Annotated in this window: 13 protein-coding genes; 7 read left to right on the top strand and 6 right to left on the bottom strand. The window is 45.5% G+C overall.

What is annotated here, in order from left to right:
- The first annotated feature begins 24 nt into the window (after positions 1-24).
- Positions 25-390: a DUF2799 domain-containing protein gene (locus tag BSZ04_RS19670; RefSeq protein WP_088881203.1), complete on the top strand. Its 366-nt coding sequence runs from the start codon at positions 25-27 to the stop codon at positions 388-390.
- Between the two features lie 43 nt (positions 391-433).
- On the opposite strand, the gene BSZ04_RS19665 is transcribed toward BSZ04_RS19670, so the two are convergent.
- The 6 genes from BSZ04_RS19665 to bcsE all read right to left on the bottom strand — a co-directional run bounded on the left by BSZ04_RS19665 (position 434) and on the right by bcsE (position 5,873).
- Positions 434-622, bottom strand: a complete 189-nt coding sequence (locus BSZ04_RS19665) for a hypothetical protein (RefSeq protein WP_088881202.1) — start codon at positions 620-622, stop codon at positions 434-436.
- Between the two features lie 327 nt (positions 623-949).
- Positions 950-1,411: an NfeD family protein gene (locus BSZ04_RS19660; RefSeq protein WP_088881201.1), complete on the bottom strand. Its 462-nt coding sequence runs from the start codon at positions 1,409-1,411 to the stop codon at positions 950-952.
- Positions 1,412-1,420: 9 nt separating this feature from the next.
- On the bottom strand, positions 1,421-2,335 hold the full coding sequence (locus BSZ04_RS19655) for an SPFH domain-containing protein (RefSeq protein ID WP_010446739.1): 915 nt from the start codon (positions 2,333-2,335) through the stop codon (positions 1,421-1,423).
- A 162-nt stretch (positions 2,336-2,497) separates the two neighbouring features.
- The gene (gene bcsG / locus BSZ04_RS19650) at positions 2,498-4,117 is read right to left on the bottom strand and encodes a cellulose biosynthesis protein BcsG (RefSeq protein ID WP_088881200.1); all 1,620 of its coding nucleotides are present in this window, start codon (positions 4,115-4,117) and stop codon (positions 2,498-2,500) included.
- Positions 4,117-4,293 (bottom strand): hypothetical protein, encoded by a 177-nt coding sequence (locus BSZ04_RS25110; RefSeq protein WP_167381315.1) that lies wholly within the window; start codon positions 4,291-4,293, stop codon positions 4,117-4,119. The genes bcsG and BSZ04_RS25110 overlap by 1 nt, the downstream gene beginning before the upstream one ends.
- Positions 4,290-5,873, bottom strand: a complete 1,584-nt coding sequence (gene bcsE / locus BSZ04_RS19645; protein WP_088881199.1) for a cellulose biosynthesis protein BcsE — start codon at positions 5,871-5,873, stop codon at positions 4,290-4,292. The genes BSZ04_RS25110 and bcsE overlap by 4 nt, the downstream gene beginning before the upstream one ends.
- Positions 5,874-6,356: 483 nt before the next feature.
- Between bcsE and BSZ04_RS19640 the strand changes: the two genes are divergently transcribed.
- From BSZ04_RS19640 to BSZ04_RS19615, 6 genes are read left to right on the top strand one after another with little or no spacing between them, the layout of a single operon-like run.
- Positions 6,357-6,554, top strand: coding sequence for a hypothetical protein (locus BSZ04_RS19640; protein ID WP_005425444.1), 198 nt, complete (start codon positions 6,357-6,359; stop codon positions 6,552-6,554).
- Positions 6,551-7,321, top strand: coding sequence for a cellulose biosynthesis protein BcsQ (gene bcsQ / locus BSZ04_RS19635; protein WP_088881198.1), 771 nt, complete (start codon positions 6,551-6,553; stop codon positions 7,319-7,321). The genes BSZ04_RS19640 and bcsQ overlap by 4 nt, the downstream gene beginning before the upstream one ends.
- Before the next feature lie 12 nt (positions 7,322-7,333).
- Positions 7,334-9,967, top strand: coding sequence for a UDP-forming cellulose synthase catalytic subunit (bcsA, locus tag BSZ04_RS19630; RefSeq protein ID WP_045377623.1), 2,634 nt, complete (start codon positions 7,334-7,336; stop codon positions 9,965-9,967).
- Positions 9,957-12,248 (top strand): cellulose biosynthesis cyclic di-GMP-binding regulatory protein BcsB, encoded by a 2,292-nt coding sequence (bcsB, locus tag BSZ04_RS19625; protein WP_088881197.1) that lies wholly within the window; start codon positions 9,957-9,959, stop codon positions 12,246-12,248. Before bcsA ends, bcsB begins: the two co-directional genes overlap by 11 nt.
- On the top strand, positions 12,245-13,354 hold the full coding sequence (gene bcsZ, locus BSZ04_RS19620) for a cellulose synthase complex periplasmic endoglucanase BcsZ (protein WP_088881196.1): 1,110 nt from the start codon (positions 12,245-12,247) through the stop codon (positions 13,352-13,354). Before bcsB ends, bcsZ begins: the two co-directional genes overlap by 4 nt.
- Positions 13,342-17,109, top strand: a complete 3,768-nt coding sequence (locus tag BSZ04_RS19615; RefSeq protein WP_088881195.1) for a cellulose synthase subunit BcsC-related outer membrane protein — start codon at positions 13,342-13,344, stop codon at positions 17,107-17,109. Before bcsZ ends, BSZ04_RS19615 begins: the two co-directional genes overlap by 13 nt.
- Positions 17,110-17,209 lie beyond the last annotated feature (100 nt).

Here is a 17,209-nt window from a genome sequence, read left to right as displayed (position 1 = left end):
AGCTTTTTTATTTTGGGAGGTATGATGAGAAACACTGTTTTAGCGTTGATGTCCGCCGTGCTTTTATCTGCATGTGCAACCCAGCCAAAGACGGCTGAAGAGTTTTGGTTTGGTCAAGGTGAGCGATTTGGCTCAAATGGTTACCAACTTGAAAATAGTCATTTAGATAGAATTAAAGAGAAAGTGCCTTTTGAACAACAAGCCTATATTGATGGCTACAAAAAAGGAAAATTAAGCTATTGTGACCCAAACCATGCCTTTGAAAAAGGGATTCAAGGCAAGCGATATGAAGGCCAATGTGATGACTACCCAGATCCGGTGAGAGTTAGAGCTGAATGGCAAAGAGGCTGGGATGCTTTTATTGGTATGGATTTTTACCGACACAGATAAATAAGGAGGTTAGGTGTATGACCACCTAACCTTTAATATTTTATTATGATGTATATTTACCACCAAACATTGAACACATTTGGCGTGGAATATATTCAACATTGCCGCTCTTATATGTGCACTTAACTGCATTGCCAAACGCTTTCCCCGCATTACCGTTTGCTCCACTTGCACTCGCAGTGATCGGAGCGATCGATAACATTGCAATAAATAAAACTGTCAAAATTCTCATAGTACATCCTCTTACTTACCAAAAATATAAGCATCAAAGTGAAATGCTCATGCGTTAAGTATGTATAGAGACCAAGAAAGATCAAAAATTAATTCAACAGTGTTTTATTTTTTAAAATAAATTTAGATTACGAAAAAGGAAATATATTTTCCTATGTGCCTGAATTATTCGACTCGAATAATTGAATGGTAAATAGAACTGATAGAATGCTAATAATATTTCTATTACTTAATTTCTATGGATAATTTAAATAAGTTGATGAAATAAAAGAGGTAGTTGGAGCAAATATGAAATAGGGTGCTTTACACCCTATTATTTTGACACAAATCAGCGAGAAACAGGCTTAATCTTAAGAATAATACCTTCTATAGCCACAATCTCGACTCGGGTTCCTGCTGGTAAATCGTGCTCAGATTCTGCTGACCAAGTAGAATCCGCTATTCTTAAGCGATTCATCCCTACCTTGAAGTCTTCTTCCAAAGTGACAATGTTGCCGATTAATTGTTTGTGTTTTTGGTTGAGATCTCGGGATTGATCACCTTTACGATCTTTTGACCATTGTTTTCTCCACCATAGCCATGTTGTTACTAAGCTAAAAGTAGCAAATGCAAGCCATTGCATCTGCCAACTGATGGGTAAGAAGGACATAATGGCGCCCACGATCAGCGCTGAGATGCCTAGCCAAAGAAAGTAGCCAGCGGTTCCCAGTAATTCAACGGCAAGCAACGCGAGGCCAAATGCAATCCAATGCCAGAATGTAACACCTTCTAATAGGCTAAATAGATCCATACGCAGGCCTTAGTCTTTACTTTGTTTGAACATTTCTGCGATACCAGCTACTGAGCCCATGAGACCTGTTGCTTCGAGTGGCAGCATGACGATCTTACCATTTTCTGCTTGGCCGATGCTCTTTAACGCTTCGGTGTAACCTTGGGCAATGAAGTAATTTACAGCTTGCACATCACCTTTTGCGATGGCTTCCGATACCATGTAGGTGGCTTTCGCTTCTGCTTGAGCTGCCCGTTCGCGAGCTTCAGCATGTAAAATTGCGGACTGTTTTTCACCTTCTGCTTTGAGGATTTCTGATTGCTTCTGGCCTTCTGCTCGTAAAATTTCTGCTTGTCGAACACCTTCTGCTTCTAAGATTTCAGCACGTTTGTTACGTTCAGCCTTCATTTGGGCATTCATCGCCGCAGTGAGGTCTGCCGGTGGTTGAACGTCTTTGATTTCAATACGAGTAACTTTTACGCCCCAAGGGTTGGTTGCTTGGTCGACAATAGAGAGCAGTTTGGTATTGATCATGTCGCGTTGGCTGAGCATCTCGTCCAGTTCCATTGAGCCAAGCACAGTACGAATATTAGTGAGGGTTAGGTTGCGAATGGCATGTTCTAGATCGTTAACCTCATAAGCGGCTTTTGCAGCATCGATGACTTGAACAAAACCTACCGCGTCGATGACTACATTGGCGTTATCTTTGGAAATAACTTCTTGAGCAGGAATGTCGAGAACGCGTTCCATCATATTGACCTTTTGTCCGACACGGTCGACGAAAGGAATGATTAGGTTGAGACCTGGCTTTAAAGTGTGGGTGTAACGGCCAAAGCGTTCAACTGTCCAGTTATTGCCTTGTGGAACGGTTTTAATTGCAGAGGCGAGGATGACGACGGCTAAAGCAACGAAAATACCGATGGTTATCAATGAGTCAATTGGCATGTGCTATTCCCTTAAATGCATAATAATTAATCCATTCTTACGCATTTGGCTTTATTAAACAATCGTAGAAATGAGAGGTTTGATAAATTCCGAATAAAATAAAGGCTGATCATTCCCAGCCTTTAGTCACATTAATTTCATATCATCACTAGAATTTAGCTGCTAGTTTGGATATTCAATCCAACTTGAGCCGTCCAGCGAGACGTAGTACTTACCATTGACTTCGATAACGGTTGAACCTGAGTTCTGCGCAACCACTTGCGTTTCCGGTAAGTTCTCGGCTATGTCGCTCGGATTGAAGGACTTTTTCTCGTAAATGTTTTGCTCGAGAATATTTGACACCAGTTGTGATAGCGCTAAATAACTTGAAGGTGCTTTCACGTGTTCAGTTTCCCCTTGACGCTGAATCCCTTCTCCAAAGACTTTGATGCCTACTGGCGTATGCACTATGGTCGGAGCCGGGATCTCTCGCATGCCAGAGATTTGCATTCTATCGCCACGCATACCCGCACCATGCTCTGGCACTAACGCGACCACGATGTTGCGTTTAGAGGCTTCCAGCTCTTTAAAGAAGGCGTAAAGATCATCAAGTAGATTCTTAAGTCGTTTCTTGTAACTCACCATTGAGGTTGTTGAGTTGGCATTGATGATTCGGTTTCCGTCATGCAATGAAATAGAGTTGTATAAGGCAACCACTTTTTCATCATCGCTTTTTATCCTTTGTTGCCACCAGTTATCAAGCACTTGCTTATCGCGGAAGATAGAGGAGCCATCAAATGATTTTTGGTAAGGCGTGAATCCTGCTTGTGACATGAGGTCGGTTTTTAGATCGCCATCTTTTTTAATTAACTCCAAGAAACTATCGAATACGCCGTTGTGGTTCATCAGTAAGTTTTCTTGAAAGCCAAGGGCCTTTAAGTCGTCGAATAGATAACATTGCTTAGGCGCGGGCTCAAATAGCTGGCTGTGCTCCTGCTGGCCACAGCTTGCTCTTAACAGCCGAATAACAGCAGGGCCGCTGTAGGAGGTTGCGGCACTGAAGTTGTCGAACATGATGTCGAATTCTTTGAACAGCGGATGATCGGCCAAGCCAGCAATTTCAATATCATCCCAAGCGACGGAACAGATACTCAAGAACAGCAAGTCAAATGGTGCGTCTTGAGTGTTATCTGGGTTAAATGACACGCGTCGCGACGCTTCTTTAGCAAAGAAATCTGCTTTCATGTTGTTGAGCGTGTCGTCGTTGATTTCTGTCATTTGCGGTTTTGTTGTTTCTGCTACGTCAGTCGTGGTTGGTGGTGCAGGTTGAGCTGCTTCAACCGTTACAGGACTCTCGGCATCTTTGGGAACGCTGACGTAAAGCATCGCGATAACAACAAACACCGAAATGCGCAAAAACTTACTCAGGATGTAATAAGCAGCACACAACGCAAACAGCCCTAGCAGCGCTTGAGCAGAAATGAAGCGGCCCAGGAGTTCAACAAGATAGCTAAACTCAAATTGCATTAGCTGGCCAGCTTGTGCCCAAAGTCGATCGAGTGGTGGAAGAAAGGAATCGTAATGAAGCAACCATGCTGCTATAACAACCGCAACCACATGACGGAGGGTATTTAACGCTTTTACTGGCACTGGGAGCAAAATGAACAGCAGTAGTGCGAAGTTTTCTAGCGGGTGGAAGTCTATGACCCCTTGTAGATAAAGGGCAACCTTGGCAATAAAATAAATGTTCCACCATCCCAATCCAATCGTGAACTGGGCAGTTTGTCTAGGATGTGAAGTCATCACTTAAGCTTCTTATTTTTGTTGATGGACAGATCTTGTTCAAAATAGCGCGAGCGTTTTAGGTTTCGCTGGTAGAAGTCATATACCGCACCGACAATATCCCGTAAGAAGTAGCCCAGAATCAGGCCTACACTAAGGCTAATGCCAACAGTGAGAAAAAAATCGTTTATGTTCATGCTTGCCCTTTCAGGTTAATGGGTTTCCTCACGGCAAATAAAGCGGGTACGTTATTTAAAGATTGTTTTGACGCTGAAAAAATCTGCTTCTCTGTGGTTAGGTTAGAGATCTCCTCAGAGATAACGACCTCATCTTCCATGATGTATTTTAGTTCACTTTCAATATCATACTGGGTTTCAAAACTACGAGTTGAGTGAAACAAGTCTCGAGTTGGGAACTCAAATATATTGTTGAGCGCGACTTCAATATCGTTGTGACGAATGGCACTAAATAAAACGTAAAGCGCTTTATTGCAGGCTGTCACTACGTCACCATCTCTGCGGATATGACACAATCTGAGGCACTCTTCAGCGCTCATGCCTGGTAATAAGTTGAGTTTTATGAGGGCGAAGTTCACATTAGATCGAGTAGAGCTAGCGATAACGTCTGTACAATATTGAACAAAGTCTCGATTATTTAGGTAGCCTTTACTGCCAAACTTAACGTCGTATTTGAGTAGAGCGTCCAAATTTTGTGGCAGTGAGCGCGTTAACATCTGGCCCTGTATGGCTTCCACTTGAGTCATGAAACGCATTTGTGGGACTTGAACTGGCGAGATTAAGTTCACCCCAGCACGAAGAAGAAACTTCTCGTCGGCGTACCTCAGACATTGCTGTGTTTCACGGATGATGATTTTTAATTGACGACCCGCCTTCATTCTCAGACGGTAACAATCCAATGCCAACTGTTGTACTTCGTCTTGGCTCGCGCAGCTAAATATGAGCGTTGATGCCCTAGGGCTATCTAGCATGCTTATCAGGCTCTGATTGTCTTCTGCAATGTGCATTTCTTTTGGTACGTTAGTGCTCTCGCCAATAGCCTCTCTGGAAATATAAATCCGTTCACTGTCTGCTTTGTCTTCGGTGACTTCCGGTGCTTGTACTTTTTCATACGGTATCGCTATTAACTTATCGGCTTTATCATGAGTAAGGATGTACTCTTCTTCTGACTTCACGCCATGTTTATTTGACCAAAAATCAACGAGGTAACCGTAACGAGAGTCATCTAAAGCCGTCATGGTGGCTAAACCGGAGATAAAGTGATTATTGGTCAATAACTTTGGTTTTAGTATTGAGGTCGCAAGGTGCCCATAAATATATACATTGACCACAGACTCTTTCTTATAAGATAAAGCGCTTAGTTGCTGTAGGAATAATCTCACATCACTGTCTTCGCATTGAACTAAAATTGAGTCCGGAATAATTAAATTAAAATGTGAGTTTTTGGCTATATTTATTCTGTGAATGTCTTTGGCTAGAAATACCGGATTTGGCTTCTTTGTTGAGGCCTTATTACTGATAAAGAAAATCTTATCCAAATGTTCGGCAGATAAGTTATTGAATTTAAGTAATGTGCTGTCATTTAGACCGGAAAGAAAAGAAGCTTTATCAGAGAAGGATGTAAGTGAACTGTTGCCAGTATTGCATGTTGTATTTATTAGGTAATCGATTGCCATACGCTTGTGGGAAAATAAATTGACGTAGACAGACTTAATCTCACGCTCACTTGTAATCGCGGATAAACCGTGTATTGATGACATTAACTTTACCTTATATATCAGTTGTTTAATATCATTTGCTTTAATGGCTAACAATCCGCTGTATGCCAATCCTTACAAAAAATGCATTCTTAGTGACAAGAAAATGACGCTGAGATATTAAACGAAATTGATCAAAAATAAAAATAGATATAGCATTATCTGCCTTGATGTTTATAAACCTAAAAGTTCTGCATTCTGAAATCTATATGTTCTAAGCATGCCTATAGCTATGGTTTATATATCGTAAATGGATAATTACAACATATCTTCATAACTTCGGTTTCTGAAGCCAAACATCACTTAGGAATTTAATAATCATGTGCTCAATGACTTAGGTTGTTCACATTTTTTATTATTCTGTAAATATGTGATGCACGGATAAGTGCGTCAAATTTTCATCAGTATGGCTTAATCAGAGTTTAAGTGTAGGACAGGAATCCCGCCATTTTCTGAGTAAGTGTGCGAGAAATATGGAAATATGTTGTGACAGAACCAGCAAAAGATATTAATTCGATCTACTCTTCATATAACTTAGCTCAGCACCAGTATGTTGAAACAACAGAAAATGAGTCATACCACAAGGTGAAAAGTAAGTGGTTAATCTTTCAATCACAGTGTACTGGCGAGACAAAAATGGGCAGCAGAAAGAATCAAGCAGGTCTTAAAACGGAAGCGATATGAAGCGCCTTCTTCTTGTGAGCCTAAGAGGCGGTTGTGGTTCGACAACACTCACCGCAAACTTAGCTCAAGCTTTAGTCAAAATTAACAAGCAGGTTCTCGCGATAGATGCGTTACCTGAAAACTTGCTGCGTCTTCACCTTGGCCTTCCCTCTGAAGAGCAAGATGGTTGGGCTAAGCAAGAGCTCAATGGCGGCTCGTGGATGGAGGGTGGCTATCAAAGTCCTCAAGGCGTGACTTTCCTTCCGTTTGGCCAAATAAATGATGAGCAGCATTCTCAGTTTTCTCACGCTCATCTCCATCCCCTCCAACAGCTTGCTGAGGCCACTCTCGAAATTGATGAGAGCGAGCAATGGCAGTTATTTCATGGTGATTTGTCTTATCTAAGCGCGCCAAATCTAGCGGGCTTTATGGCTTCTTTGGATATGGTTTTGGTTGTACTTAATGCAGATGCCATCAATTACTCTGTATTGAAAAACCAATTTCAACATCAGCACGGTATTCAAGCGTTGATTGAACAGGGCAAACTCAGATTTGTCCTCAATAAGTATCAACCGGAAACAGAAATTGGACGTGACTTCATGCTGGTTTTGAAAAAAGAGTTAGGGGATGCTTTGGTGCCTGTGATGATGCACAGAGACACGGCACTGCCGGAGTGCGTTGCAAACTTGACCACGGTGCAGCATTACTCTCCAATTAGCCAAGCAGCGAAAGATTACCAGTCCTTGGCGTTTTGGTGTGTGTCTACACTCTCGGCAACCAGTGCCTAGGGTGGTGTAGTAATGCGTAGCCTTAATCTTATCTTCCAAAGCTGGGTCGTTGAGCAGTTTAATGTGCAGAAAACCGTTTATGAGCAGGCTTGGAATTGCAAATCTAACTGGCTCGGGCGCTGTTTGCTTTCGTTTTGGTTTTCGCTGAGTTTTATTTTCTTGAAACCAATGATCGGCGGTGTGCCGTCTTGGAAGTTGCCTCTCGTTTATTTCCCACATGTTAATTATGCAGCGCCAAGACTATTCGACCCAGTTCGTTTCGTTATCCAAAGTGTTTGGTTGCTATGCTTCAAGCAAAACCTCAATGCATCTTGGTCGAAAAAGTTCGGTGATTTTTCTCTTCATATCGCGGAGCAAGTTCGCAACGCGTTTTATCTGCCATTTGAGTTGGTAGCGAAAAGCGTTCGCTGGTTGGAAAAGACCGCTAACCAAGTCAAAGATCCTGAGGTCCGTGAGCGCATCAAAGCGAGCAAACCCGCAATGGCACTCAATTACATTCTTTTGTTCGTTGTCGTTCTCATTGCTCTGCTGTGTTTTACCGTCCCATTTGGTTATGAGGCGCAGACGGTGTTTGTATTGCTACTGTGGGCATTAGCCATGATGGTAAGACGCATGCCGGGTCGCTTCCCGACAATGCTGTTGATCATCTTATCTGTGACCGCTTCTTGCCGTTATCTTTGGTGGCGTTATTCTTCAACCTTAAACTGGGATGACCCTGTTGCTTTGGTACTGGGTGGCATTTTGCTTTTGGCAGAAACCTATTCTTGGATCGTATTGATGCTGGGTTACTTCCAGAATATTTGGCCACTCAACCGCAAGCCCGTTTCTATGCCGACGGATCAATCTACTTGGCCAACTATCGACCTGATGATTCCTACTTACAACGAAGATCTCGATGTAGTGAAAGCAACCGTGTATGCGTCGATGGGGGTGGACTGGCCAAAAGACAAATTGAAAATTCACATCCTTGATGATGGTAAGCGAGATAGCTTCCGTGATTTCGCCAAGAGTGTTGGAGTCAACTACATTCGAAGGCCGACGAACGAGCACGCCAAAGCCGGTAACATTAACTATGCACTAAAGCAGACGGATGGAGAGTTTGTGGCGATCTTCGACTGTGACCACATTCCAACTCGAGCATTCTTCCAGCTCACTATGGGCATGTTCCTCAAAGATCCGAAGCTGGCGCTGATTCAAACTCCGCACCACTTTTTCTCTCCGGATCCGTTTGAACGTAACTTGTCGAACTTCCGCAATGTGCCTAATGAAGGCAACTTGTTCTATGGATTGATTCAAGACGGTAACGATTTATGGGATGCGACGTTCTTCTGTGGCTCGTGTGCCATTTTGCGTCGTGAACCACTTGAAGAGGTAGGTGGTATTGCGGTCGAAACCGTAACGGAAGACGCACATACCTCATTACGTATGCACCGTTTGGGTTATCGCTCTGCTTACCTCAAGCAGCCGATTTCAGCGGGTTTAGCGACCGAAACCTTATCAGCGCACGTCGGGCAGCGTATTCGTTGGGCAAGGGGGATGGCTCAGATTTTTAGGGTCGACAATCCGCTCACTGGTAAAGGGCTCAAGCTGTCCCAGCGGCTTTGTTACGTTAATGCAATGCTGCATTTTTTATCCGGTATTCCGCGTATTGTGTTTTTGATAGCACCTTTGGCGTTTTTGTTACTGCACTCTTACGTCATTTACGCGCCAGCACTGGCGATCATCTTGTACGTCTTGCCGCACATGATCCATGCCAGTATGACCAACTCACGCATGCAAGGTGACTATCGCTACTCCTTCTGGGGAGAAGTGTACGAAACCGTGCTTGCTTGGTATATCGCAAGACCAACCACTGTCGCTTTGTTTGCGCCCCATAAAGGGACATTCAACGTGACAGCGAAAGGTGGCTTAGTCGAAAAATCGCATTACGACTGGGTGATCTCTCGACCTTATTTGGTGCTGGTGGCACTGAATGTCATAGGCTTTGCTGTGGGGCTGTACCGCATGGGGTGGGGGCCCCAAGACGAGGTCGGTACTGTCATCGTTAACTTAGTGTGGACGATGTACAACTTGCTGATCTTAGGTGCAGCGGTTGCGGTTGCGGTAGAAGCGAAACAGGTGCGAAAAGATCATCGTGTAGAGGTGGCGATTCCTGTTGCGGTGAGACTTCACTCTGGGCATTTGATTCAAGCTCAGATGAAAGACTTTTCATTAGGGGGTGTTCGTATCGAAATCGATGGAATGGATGAACAAACTTGTCAGTACCTACTCGGTCAATCACTGGAAGTGATTCTGAATCGTGGTGGTCAAGAATTCGTGTTCCCGATGACCGTTGCCTATGCTCATAAAGGCATCTTTGGTATGCAACTCAATGAATTGTCGCACCAACAACAAATCCAGTACGTCCAGTGCACGTTCGCGCGAGCAGATACATGGGCGAAATGGCAACAAGGCTATCAAGCAGATAAGCCACTATCGAGTATGCAAGCTGTGCTACAAGTCGGCTTCAATGGATACAAGCGCTTGCTACAACACTGTCCTAAATTTGTCATGGTCAGTGTGGATGCTCTTTTATTTTGTATCGAATTTATTTGGTCACTTAGACCTCGCTATGTCCCAACCAGGACCCAAAGTCATGCTAAATAATAAAAAACTAACAGCGTTGACGACGGCAATCACTCTGATGTGTATGTCGGGCAGTCTCGCGGCACAAGAAGTAAAACAGCAATTGTCGGAACCTCACGCTCAGCAACAAGACGCGGAAAATGCCACTGTCTTTAAGCGCGTGGTTCCATTTACTCAACTGGGCTACAGTGGCTCAATTGCGATTCAAGGTAGCGAAGCGAACGCTTATGTCGGCTTTGGCTCTCGCCTTGATGAGGTCGTGTCTAAAGCCACTTTGTATTTTGACATCACGCCTTCACCTGCGTTGCTTGCCTTAGTTTCGCACGTCAAAGTGTATTTGAATAATGAACTCATGGGTGTCGCGTCCATTGTTGATGGCCAACAAGGCAAAAAGCTTAGCCTTTCTATGCCTTTAGATACGCGTTATTTCAGCAACTACAACCAAATTCGTTTTGAGCTGATTGGTAATACTCACAAAGATTGTGCGAACCCGAACGACTCGAGCATTTGGGCAGAGATCAGCCAAAGCAGTCGCATCGAAATGTTCGTGCAAAAGACACAGTTGGAAAGCGACTTGAGTCTGCTGCCTGCCCCATTTTTTGATGTACGCGACTTTAGCCAACTCAACTTACCGGTTGTGATGGGCGATAAATATGACTTAGACGAAGTGAAAGCCGCGGGTGTTTTGAGTTCCTACTTTGGCTCTTTAGCAGCTTGGCGTGGGGCGCAGTTCCCTTTGAGTTTCGACACCTTGCCAGAGCGCAACGCCGTAGTGTTTGTCACCAACGATAACAAGCCAGAGTTCTTAAAAGATTTTCCGGACACTGATGGCCCTCGTTTACAGGTGATCACTCATCCAACTGATCCGTACGTGAAGTTACTTTTGGTGATTGGTCGTGATAGTGCAGACCTCAATACAGCCGTACGTGGCTTGGCATTGGGTAACCAGATTCTTACCGGACCAATTGCTAAGATCAACGAGGTGAAGCAAATCAAACCTCGCGTGCCTTACGATGCGCCAAACTGGGTGAGCACCGATCGTCCGGTTGCACTTTCTGAGCTTGTCGAGCAAAAGAGTATGCTGCAAGTGGAAGGCCGTACACCGCCTCCTATCAGCGTTAGCCTACGTTTGCCACCAGATCTGTTCACTTGGCAAAGCCGCGGTATTCCAATGGTTCTGAACTACCGTTACTCACCACCGACAGAAGACCATTCAGGCTCTCGTCTAACACTGAGCATCAACGATCAATTTATTGAAGCGTTTAACCTCACAACAGAAGGTCAGGGTGGTGATTCCAACCGTGTTCGCGTGCCTTTATTGGATGACAGTTTTCTCAGTTCTGACGATCAGGTTCGTATTCCTGCGTTTAAAGTTGGCAGCAAAAACCAAATCGACTTTGAATTTGGTTTTGCCTCGGTTACCGATGGACAGTGTCAGGTTACTCAACCGAGCAAACAATATGCTGTTGTAGATGGAGACTCTACGCTCGACTTCAGTGGCTTCCCACACTATATCGAAATGCCAAATATGCGTGCGTTTGCCACATCTGGCTTCCCGTACACACGTATGGCCGATCTGTCTGAAACTGCGGTCGTCGTTCCTAAAAATGCCCCAAGAGAGGCGTTGCAGACGTTTTTAAACATGATGGGCTCGCTAGGTGCTGACTCTGGTTATCCGGGTATTCAGATTCAACTAACTGACCAATGGGATGCAGAGACACTAAAAGACAAGGATATCTTAAGTATTGGCGTTGTGCGTTCATTGGAAGAAGCGGCCAACGACCCAGAGCAAGTTAACCTTGTGGTCGAAGCAGGCGAACGTCAAATTCGTCTGCCAAGTAAGAATGAGCAACAACTTGGTATGAACTGGATGAGCCCAAGTGACGCTAACCAAGTCCCGGCCGATTATGTCTCAGTTGAAGCTGATGGTTCCTTTGCTGCGATATATGGCATGGAGTCGCCATACACAAGCAATCGTAGCTTGGTGTCAATCATGGCTGCACACCCAGCAGATTTTGCCTCGGTGGACAAAGCGCTCTCAGATTCGGGGAAAATTGAGCACATGTTTGGCTCTGTGGTGACGTTAAGAAACGACGAAGTCGCAAGTTATAACGTAGGCTCTCATTACTATGTCGGTGAGCTCCCTGTATGGCAGTTGGTTTGGTATCACTTCTCAAATCACCCAATCGTCGTGGCTTGTTTTGCCGCAATATTGATGGTGATTGTCACTATCGTGCTGTGGCGTGTGTTACGTCAAGTGTCGGCTAAGCGTCTCGAAAAAACGGAGGAAGAAGAAGAATGAAAAAGCTAATAGCACTCATGCTCCTGATGGCTTCTCCTCAACTCTGGGCAAACACGTGTGACTGGCCGCAGTGGGATACGTTCAAGTCGGTTTATATTGAACAGGGAAGAGTAGTAGATGGCAGCGATGAGCGTATGATCACTACGTCTGAAGGCCAGTCCTATGCGCTGTTCTTTGCATTGGTTGCCAATGACCGAAAAGCCTTCGCTGAAGTGCTTAAATGGACTCAAATTCATCTGGCTGGTGGCGATCTAACGTCAAGATTGCCGGCTTGGTTGTGGGGCAGAAAAGCGAACGGCAGTTTTGGTGTTTTAGATACCAATGCAGCATCGGATTCCGATCTTTGGATTGCGTACGCTTTAGTGGAAGCAGGTCGATTGTGGGATAACTATTACTACCAATCGCTTGGTCATCTGCTTGCTAGTCGAATTTTGCGTGAAGAAACCGTGTCGATTGATGGCGTTGGTAGCGTGTTGCTGCCTGCACCAACAGGGTTTGAATTTGGTGAGCGCTACCGTGTGAATCCGAGTTATGTGCCGTTACAGCTGATTTCACGAATGGAAGCTCTGTATCCGCAGTATTCATGGGATGGTATGTATAAAGCGAGCGCACAGATGCTAACGCAAACCATGCCAAAAGGTTTCAGCCCTGATTGGGCTACGCTCAGCCAAGGCCAGTACAGTGCCGATTCGGTGACTGGGCCAATTGGCAGCTACAACGCTATCCGTACCTATTTATGGGCAGGTATGCTTGGTGATCAAGTTGCAGAAAAAGCGTCACTGATTCAGCAAATGCAGCCCTTTGTCGCAGCGACTAAAGCACTCGGTGCGCCACCTCGAGAAGTAAATACAGAAACGGGTGAATACACTCAAGTTGGTAGTGCTGGATTTTCTGCCGCTGCATTGCCTTTGTTGGCGGCGTCTGGTGAGTCTGAGTTGCTCAAAGCACAAGCAAGCCGAGCGAAGCAAGAGCTTATCTCGGACAGAAACGACCACTACTACGACAATGTCTTGAGCTTGTTTGGCCTAGGCTGGCATCAGGCGCGTTACCGCTTTGGCAAACAAGGTGAACTGTTGCCTGCATGGAGCGAGCAATGCCAAGAATAAGACGCGCTTCGTGGTTAATTCCATTGGCCATGATGGCGAGTGGGGTTTACTCCGTTCACGCGCAAAGTTTCAGTTCAAAACCGCTGAGCCAAGCGCAGTTAGCCGCGGTTTATCAACCGATCGAAACGATTCAGTTCTCGACGTCTCTTGCTCGAGTGAACTCGGTAGAGTGGTTGGTTGAACAGCTTAAGCTGGCGGATGCGATAGGGCGTGACGATATCGTTGAAAGTACCCTTGAGCGTTTGTTTGCAATTGAGGAAGGGAACCCGATTGGCTTGTATTACCAAGCCAATATGTATTTAAAGCGTAAACAGCCGGAGCTTGCCAAGCAGACCTTTCAGCGTTTAACCAAACAATCGCCAAACTCCCCGCAAGCGAAAGATCTTGCCGCCATAATGGCTCTTCAGGGAGATAAGAAAGGCGATTACCAGCGAGCGAAGCTGCTTGCTAAATCTGGCCGTTACGAAGAGGCCATCAAAGCGTATAAAGCGATTTTCCCAAACGGCATGCCCTCGGCTGCTTTGCAGTTAGAGTTTCTTCAGTTGCAAAGTAATCTTGATGTCAGTTGGCAGACTGTCAAACAAGGCCTAGAGCGTTTGAATGCAGATTACCCGGGTGTGCCTCAGTTTCAACTCGCATTGGCGAATCATATCCGCAAAGAGAATCCAGCTGACCCATGGATTTTAGATACCTACAAAAAGCTCGCTTTAGCCCCGGTCATTGGCAGCAGTGCGGCGACATCTTGGTTGCGTGCTCTCGACCAATTACCTATTTCAGAGCAAGTTGTTCAACAATACGCGATTCTAGCGAGCTACTATCCTTCGGACCTAGAGATTCAACGTGCCAACCAAGGTTCGAAGCAACGTTGGGAAACTGAGCAAGGCCTGCGTAAGGATCCAACCTATCTTGCCAAATTGAAAGGTCTCAAACTGCTGGATGAAGACAAAACCTTGCAAGCTGAGAAGCAGTTGCGTTATGCGATGACGACGCGTCCAAACGACCCAGAAATATTGGGTGGGATGGGCAAGGTATATCTGCGTAAAGGTCAGCAACAAAAGGCGCTTGAGTATTTTGAACGTGCACAGCAGCTAGATAAAGATCCAGATAGTGCCTCAAAATGGGCCACTTTGATTGAAACCTCGCAATATTGGGCGTATTTGGATCAAGGTGATGCGCTAGCCGAGAAAGGGCAGTTTAAACAAGCTGAAATCCTTTACCGTAAAGCCATTCAATCCGATAAAACTCAGCCTTATGCTTTTACCTCTTTGGGGGCGCTTTACTTAGCACAAAAGAACTATGCCGCGGCAGATAAAGCCTATATCCAAGCACTCAAACTTGAGCAACTCAACGGCTCTGCTTTACGTGGGCGGCTAGACGTTCGTATTGAGCAACAAGATTGGGTGGGTGCGGAGTCGGTTGCGCTGCGTTTTTCTCCTGCGCAAAAACAGGTAGTGGCTGAGAAAATCAATGGCATTCAATCTGAAATCATTCTTGCTCGTTTGAGAGTCGCTATCGCCCAGAATGATCAAGCGGGTATGCAATCTGCGGTGGAAGAATTGATTGAGCTAAAACCAATATCGCCGTGGTTGAGACTGGATATTGCTGGTGTTGTTCGTTCTATGGGGGACAAGCAACGTGCAGATGCCCTGATGGCTGAGTGGACCGCATCCAGTTCAGACCCTGAGATGAAGTTTGCTCATGCCCTGTATCTCGCGCAAGACTTCAAAGTCGAAGAGGCAATTTCTGAGCTAGAAAGCGTGCCAGAGAAAGCGGTCACGCCTTCCATGCAGCGCAATTTGACTCGATTGAAGCTCGATGCTGAATTACAAGATATTCAACAGCGTTACCTTGAGGAGCCAGCGTCTGTGCAAGCTAAGTTGCATGCGTTGGAGCAGGACTATCAAGGCCAAGTACAGGCATTAGCACGTCTTGCTGGAGCGTGGGTAGAGATCGATCAAGCCGTTGAAGCTGAAAGAATTTATCGAAGCCTCGAACAATCACCACACTGGTCTCGCGATGAGCAACTCGCTTACGGCAGTATGATGGTGAGTTTGAATCAGTTTGAAGATTTTGACCAATGGTACGAGCAATTGGCGCTGAGTTCGGATGAGCAAAAGGTAAGTGCGTCTGAAACCTTGCAATTTGATGAGCTGAAAACACGTCGAACCTTAGCGCAAGCGGATTTGTTACTTGCGAATCAACAACCAGAGCAAGCAATGGCTTTGTATGAACGTATCTCATCAAAACCTGAACCATTCAAGACGCAAGCTCAGGTGGGGTTGTTGCAAGCCAGCGCCCAGAGTGGAGATGAGGCAACCTATCACGACTTGCATCTTATCTTGAATAAGAAGCGTGACACGCTGAATGCTGCTCAGCTGATGACGGTTGCTTCGGTATTCAATCAACTTGGTTACCGCAATGATGCGAACACCCTGAACCGCTTGCTCGATGATACACAGGACGCTGACGCTCTGGCGTATCGAAACAGCATGTCGATTGCGATGGACAATCAGCAATGGAAGTTAGCTGAAAAACGAGGTTACCAAGCGCTAAATAGCGACCGAATTGAAAAAAGCGCAAATCCGAACAAAGCCCAGCAAGATACTCTCACTTTGCGCGAGTTGTATGACACAGCGGATGACTACTGGCTGACTCGCAATGTTAAGTCAGACATCGATACGCTCCATGATCGTAGTGATGGTCATGTGTTTATTGGTTGGGATTACAGCGCCCGTGATGGGCTGAATGCATCTAATCAAGTGCCAATCGAAGCGCGTATTCCTATCGAATCACTCGACGGTCACTTGTTACTGAGAGCGGATTACGTCTCTGTCGATTCTGGTGAGCTAGATTACTACGAGAAGGATCCTGAAAAATACCCGACCCCAACAACGGTTCAAAGTGAGGCATCGGGAATGGCACTTGGTGTAGGCTGGCAAGCCAAAGGTTGGCAAGTGGACATTGGTACTACACCAATTGGCTTTGATCATACTACTTGGGTTGGTGGCATCAGTGTTGATGGCGATCTTGGTGACTTTGGTTGGACTGCAGAAGCGTCTCGCCGACCAGAAACCAGCAGCACACTTTCTTATGCTGGAATGACGGGACCGAGTGGAACCAGCGATCCTCAAGGCAAAAAATGGGGTGGTGTGGTTCGCACTGGTATTAAGCTTAATTCAAGCTGGGATATTGGCGGCCCTTACGGTTTTTGGAGTAGCCTGCAATACCATGCTCTGACGGGAGAAAACGTTGAAGATAATACTCGTCTCGGTGTGCTAGGTGGGGCTTACTACAAACTGATTGCCACGGATGACCAGCGTTTGAGTATCGGTACCAACTTGATGTACCTCGATTACGATAAAAACTTAGGTGAATACACGCTTTGGCATGGCGGCTACTACAGCCCGCAAAGTTATTTCTCTGTATCATTGCCAGTGAACTATTACGGTCGTTACAACAGTACATGGTCCTATCAGCTTAGCGCTTCTATTTCTAATTCATGGACGCAAGAAGATGCACCTTATATGTCTAAAGGTGACACTTCTGAGCGCGGTGGCGGTTTTGGTGCCTCGCTGCAAGCAGCCGTTGAGAAACGAGTGGGTAAACGCTGGTACCTTGGTGCGCTGGTGGATTTGCAGCGTTCAGAGTTTTATACGCCAAACCATTTCATGCTCTACGCCAAGTACACCTTTAATGATCGCTGGCAGCCAATTGAATACCCACCAGCGGTTCCAACGCTGTACGGTGATCTCTAGCGCTTGGTTGAACAAGTGTTTTGAGAAATCGCAGAAACACAAAAGGCCGGAGATTTTCCGGCCTTTTCTATTCAAACTCTTTAACTTTGCGAAGATTTGA

This window comes from Vibrio rotiferianus (assembly GCF_002214395.1).
Lineage (GTDB): Bacteria > Pseudomonadota > Gammaproteobacteria > Enterobacterales > Vibrionaceae > Vibrio > Vibrio rotiferianus.
The sequence above is the reverse complement of the archived record's forward strand: the minus strand, read 5'-3'. Positions and strand labels throughout refer to the sequence as shown.

Coding starts and splice junctions, on each gene's coding strand:
- BSZ04_RS19670 (WP_088881203.1), top strand. CDS start 25: ATGAGAAACACTGTTTTAGCGTTGATGTCCGCCGTGCTTTTATCTGCA.
- BSZ04_RS19665 (WP_088881202.1), bottom strand. CDS start 622: ATGAGAATTTTGACAGTTTTATTTATTGCAATGTTATCGATCGCTCCG.
- BSZ04_RS19660 (WP_088881201.1), bottom strand. CDS start 1,411: ATGGATCTATTTAGCCTATTAGAAGGTGTTACATTCTGGCATTGGATT.
- BSZ04_RS19655 (WP_010446739.1), bottom strand. CDS start 2,335: ATGCCAATTGACTCATTGATAACCATCGGTATTTTCGTTGCTTTAGCC.
- bcsG (WP_088881200.1), bottom strand. CDS start 4,117: ATGACTTCACATCCTAGACAAACTGCCCAGTTCACGATTGGATTGGGA.
- BSZ04_RS25110 (WP_167381315.1), bottom strand. CDS start 4,293: ATGAACATAAACGATTTTTTTCTCACTGTTGGCATTAGCCTTAGTGTA.
- bcsE (WP_088881199.1), bottom strand. CDS start 5,873: ATGTCATCAATACACGGTTTATCCGCGATTACAAGTGAGCGTGAGATT.
- bcsQ (WP_088881198.1), top strand. CDS start 6,551: ATGAAGCGCCTTCTTCTTGTGAGCCTAAGAGGCGGTTGTGGTTCGACA.
- bcsA (WP_045377623.1), top strand. CDS start 7,334: ATGCGTAGCCTTAATCTTATCTTCCAAAGCTGGGTCGTTGAGCAGTTT.
- bcsB (WP_088881197.1), top strand. CDS start 9,957: ATGCTAAATAATAAAAAACTAACAGCGTTGACGACGGCAATCACTCTG.
- bcsZ (WP_088881196.1), top strand. CDS start 12,245: ATGAAAAAGCTAATAGCACTCATGCTCCTGATGGCTTCTCCTCAACTC.
- BSZ04_RS19615 (WP_088881195.1), top strand. CDS start 13,342: ATGCCAAGAATAAGACGCGCTTCGTGGTTAATTCCATTGGCCATGATG.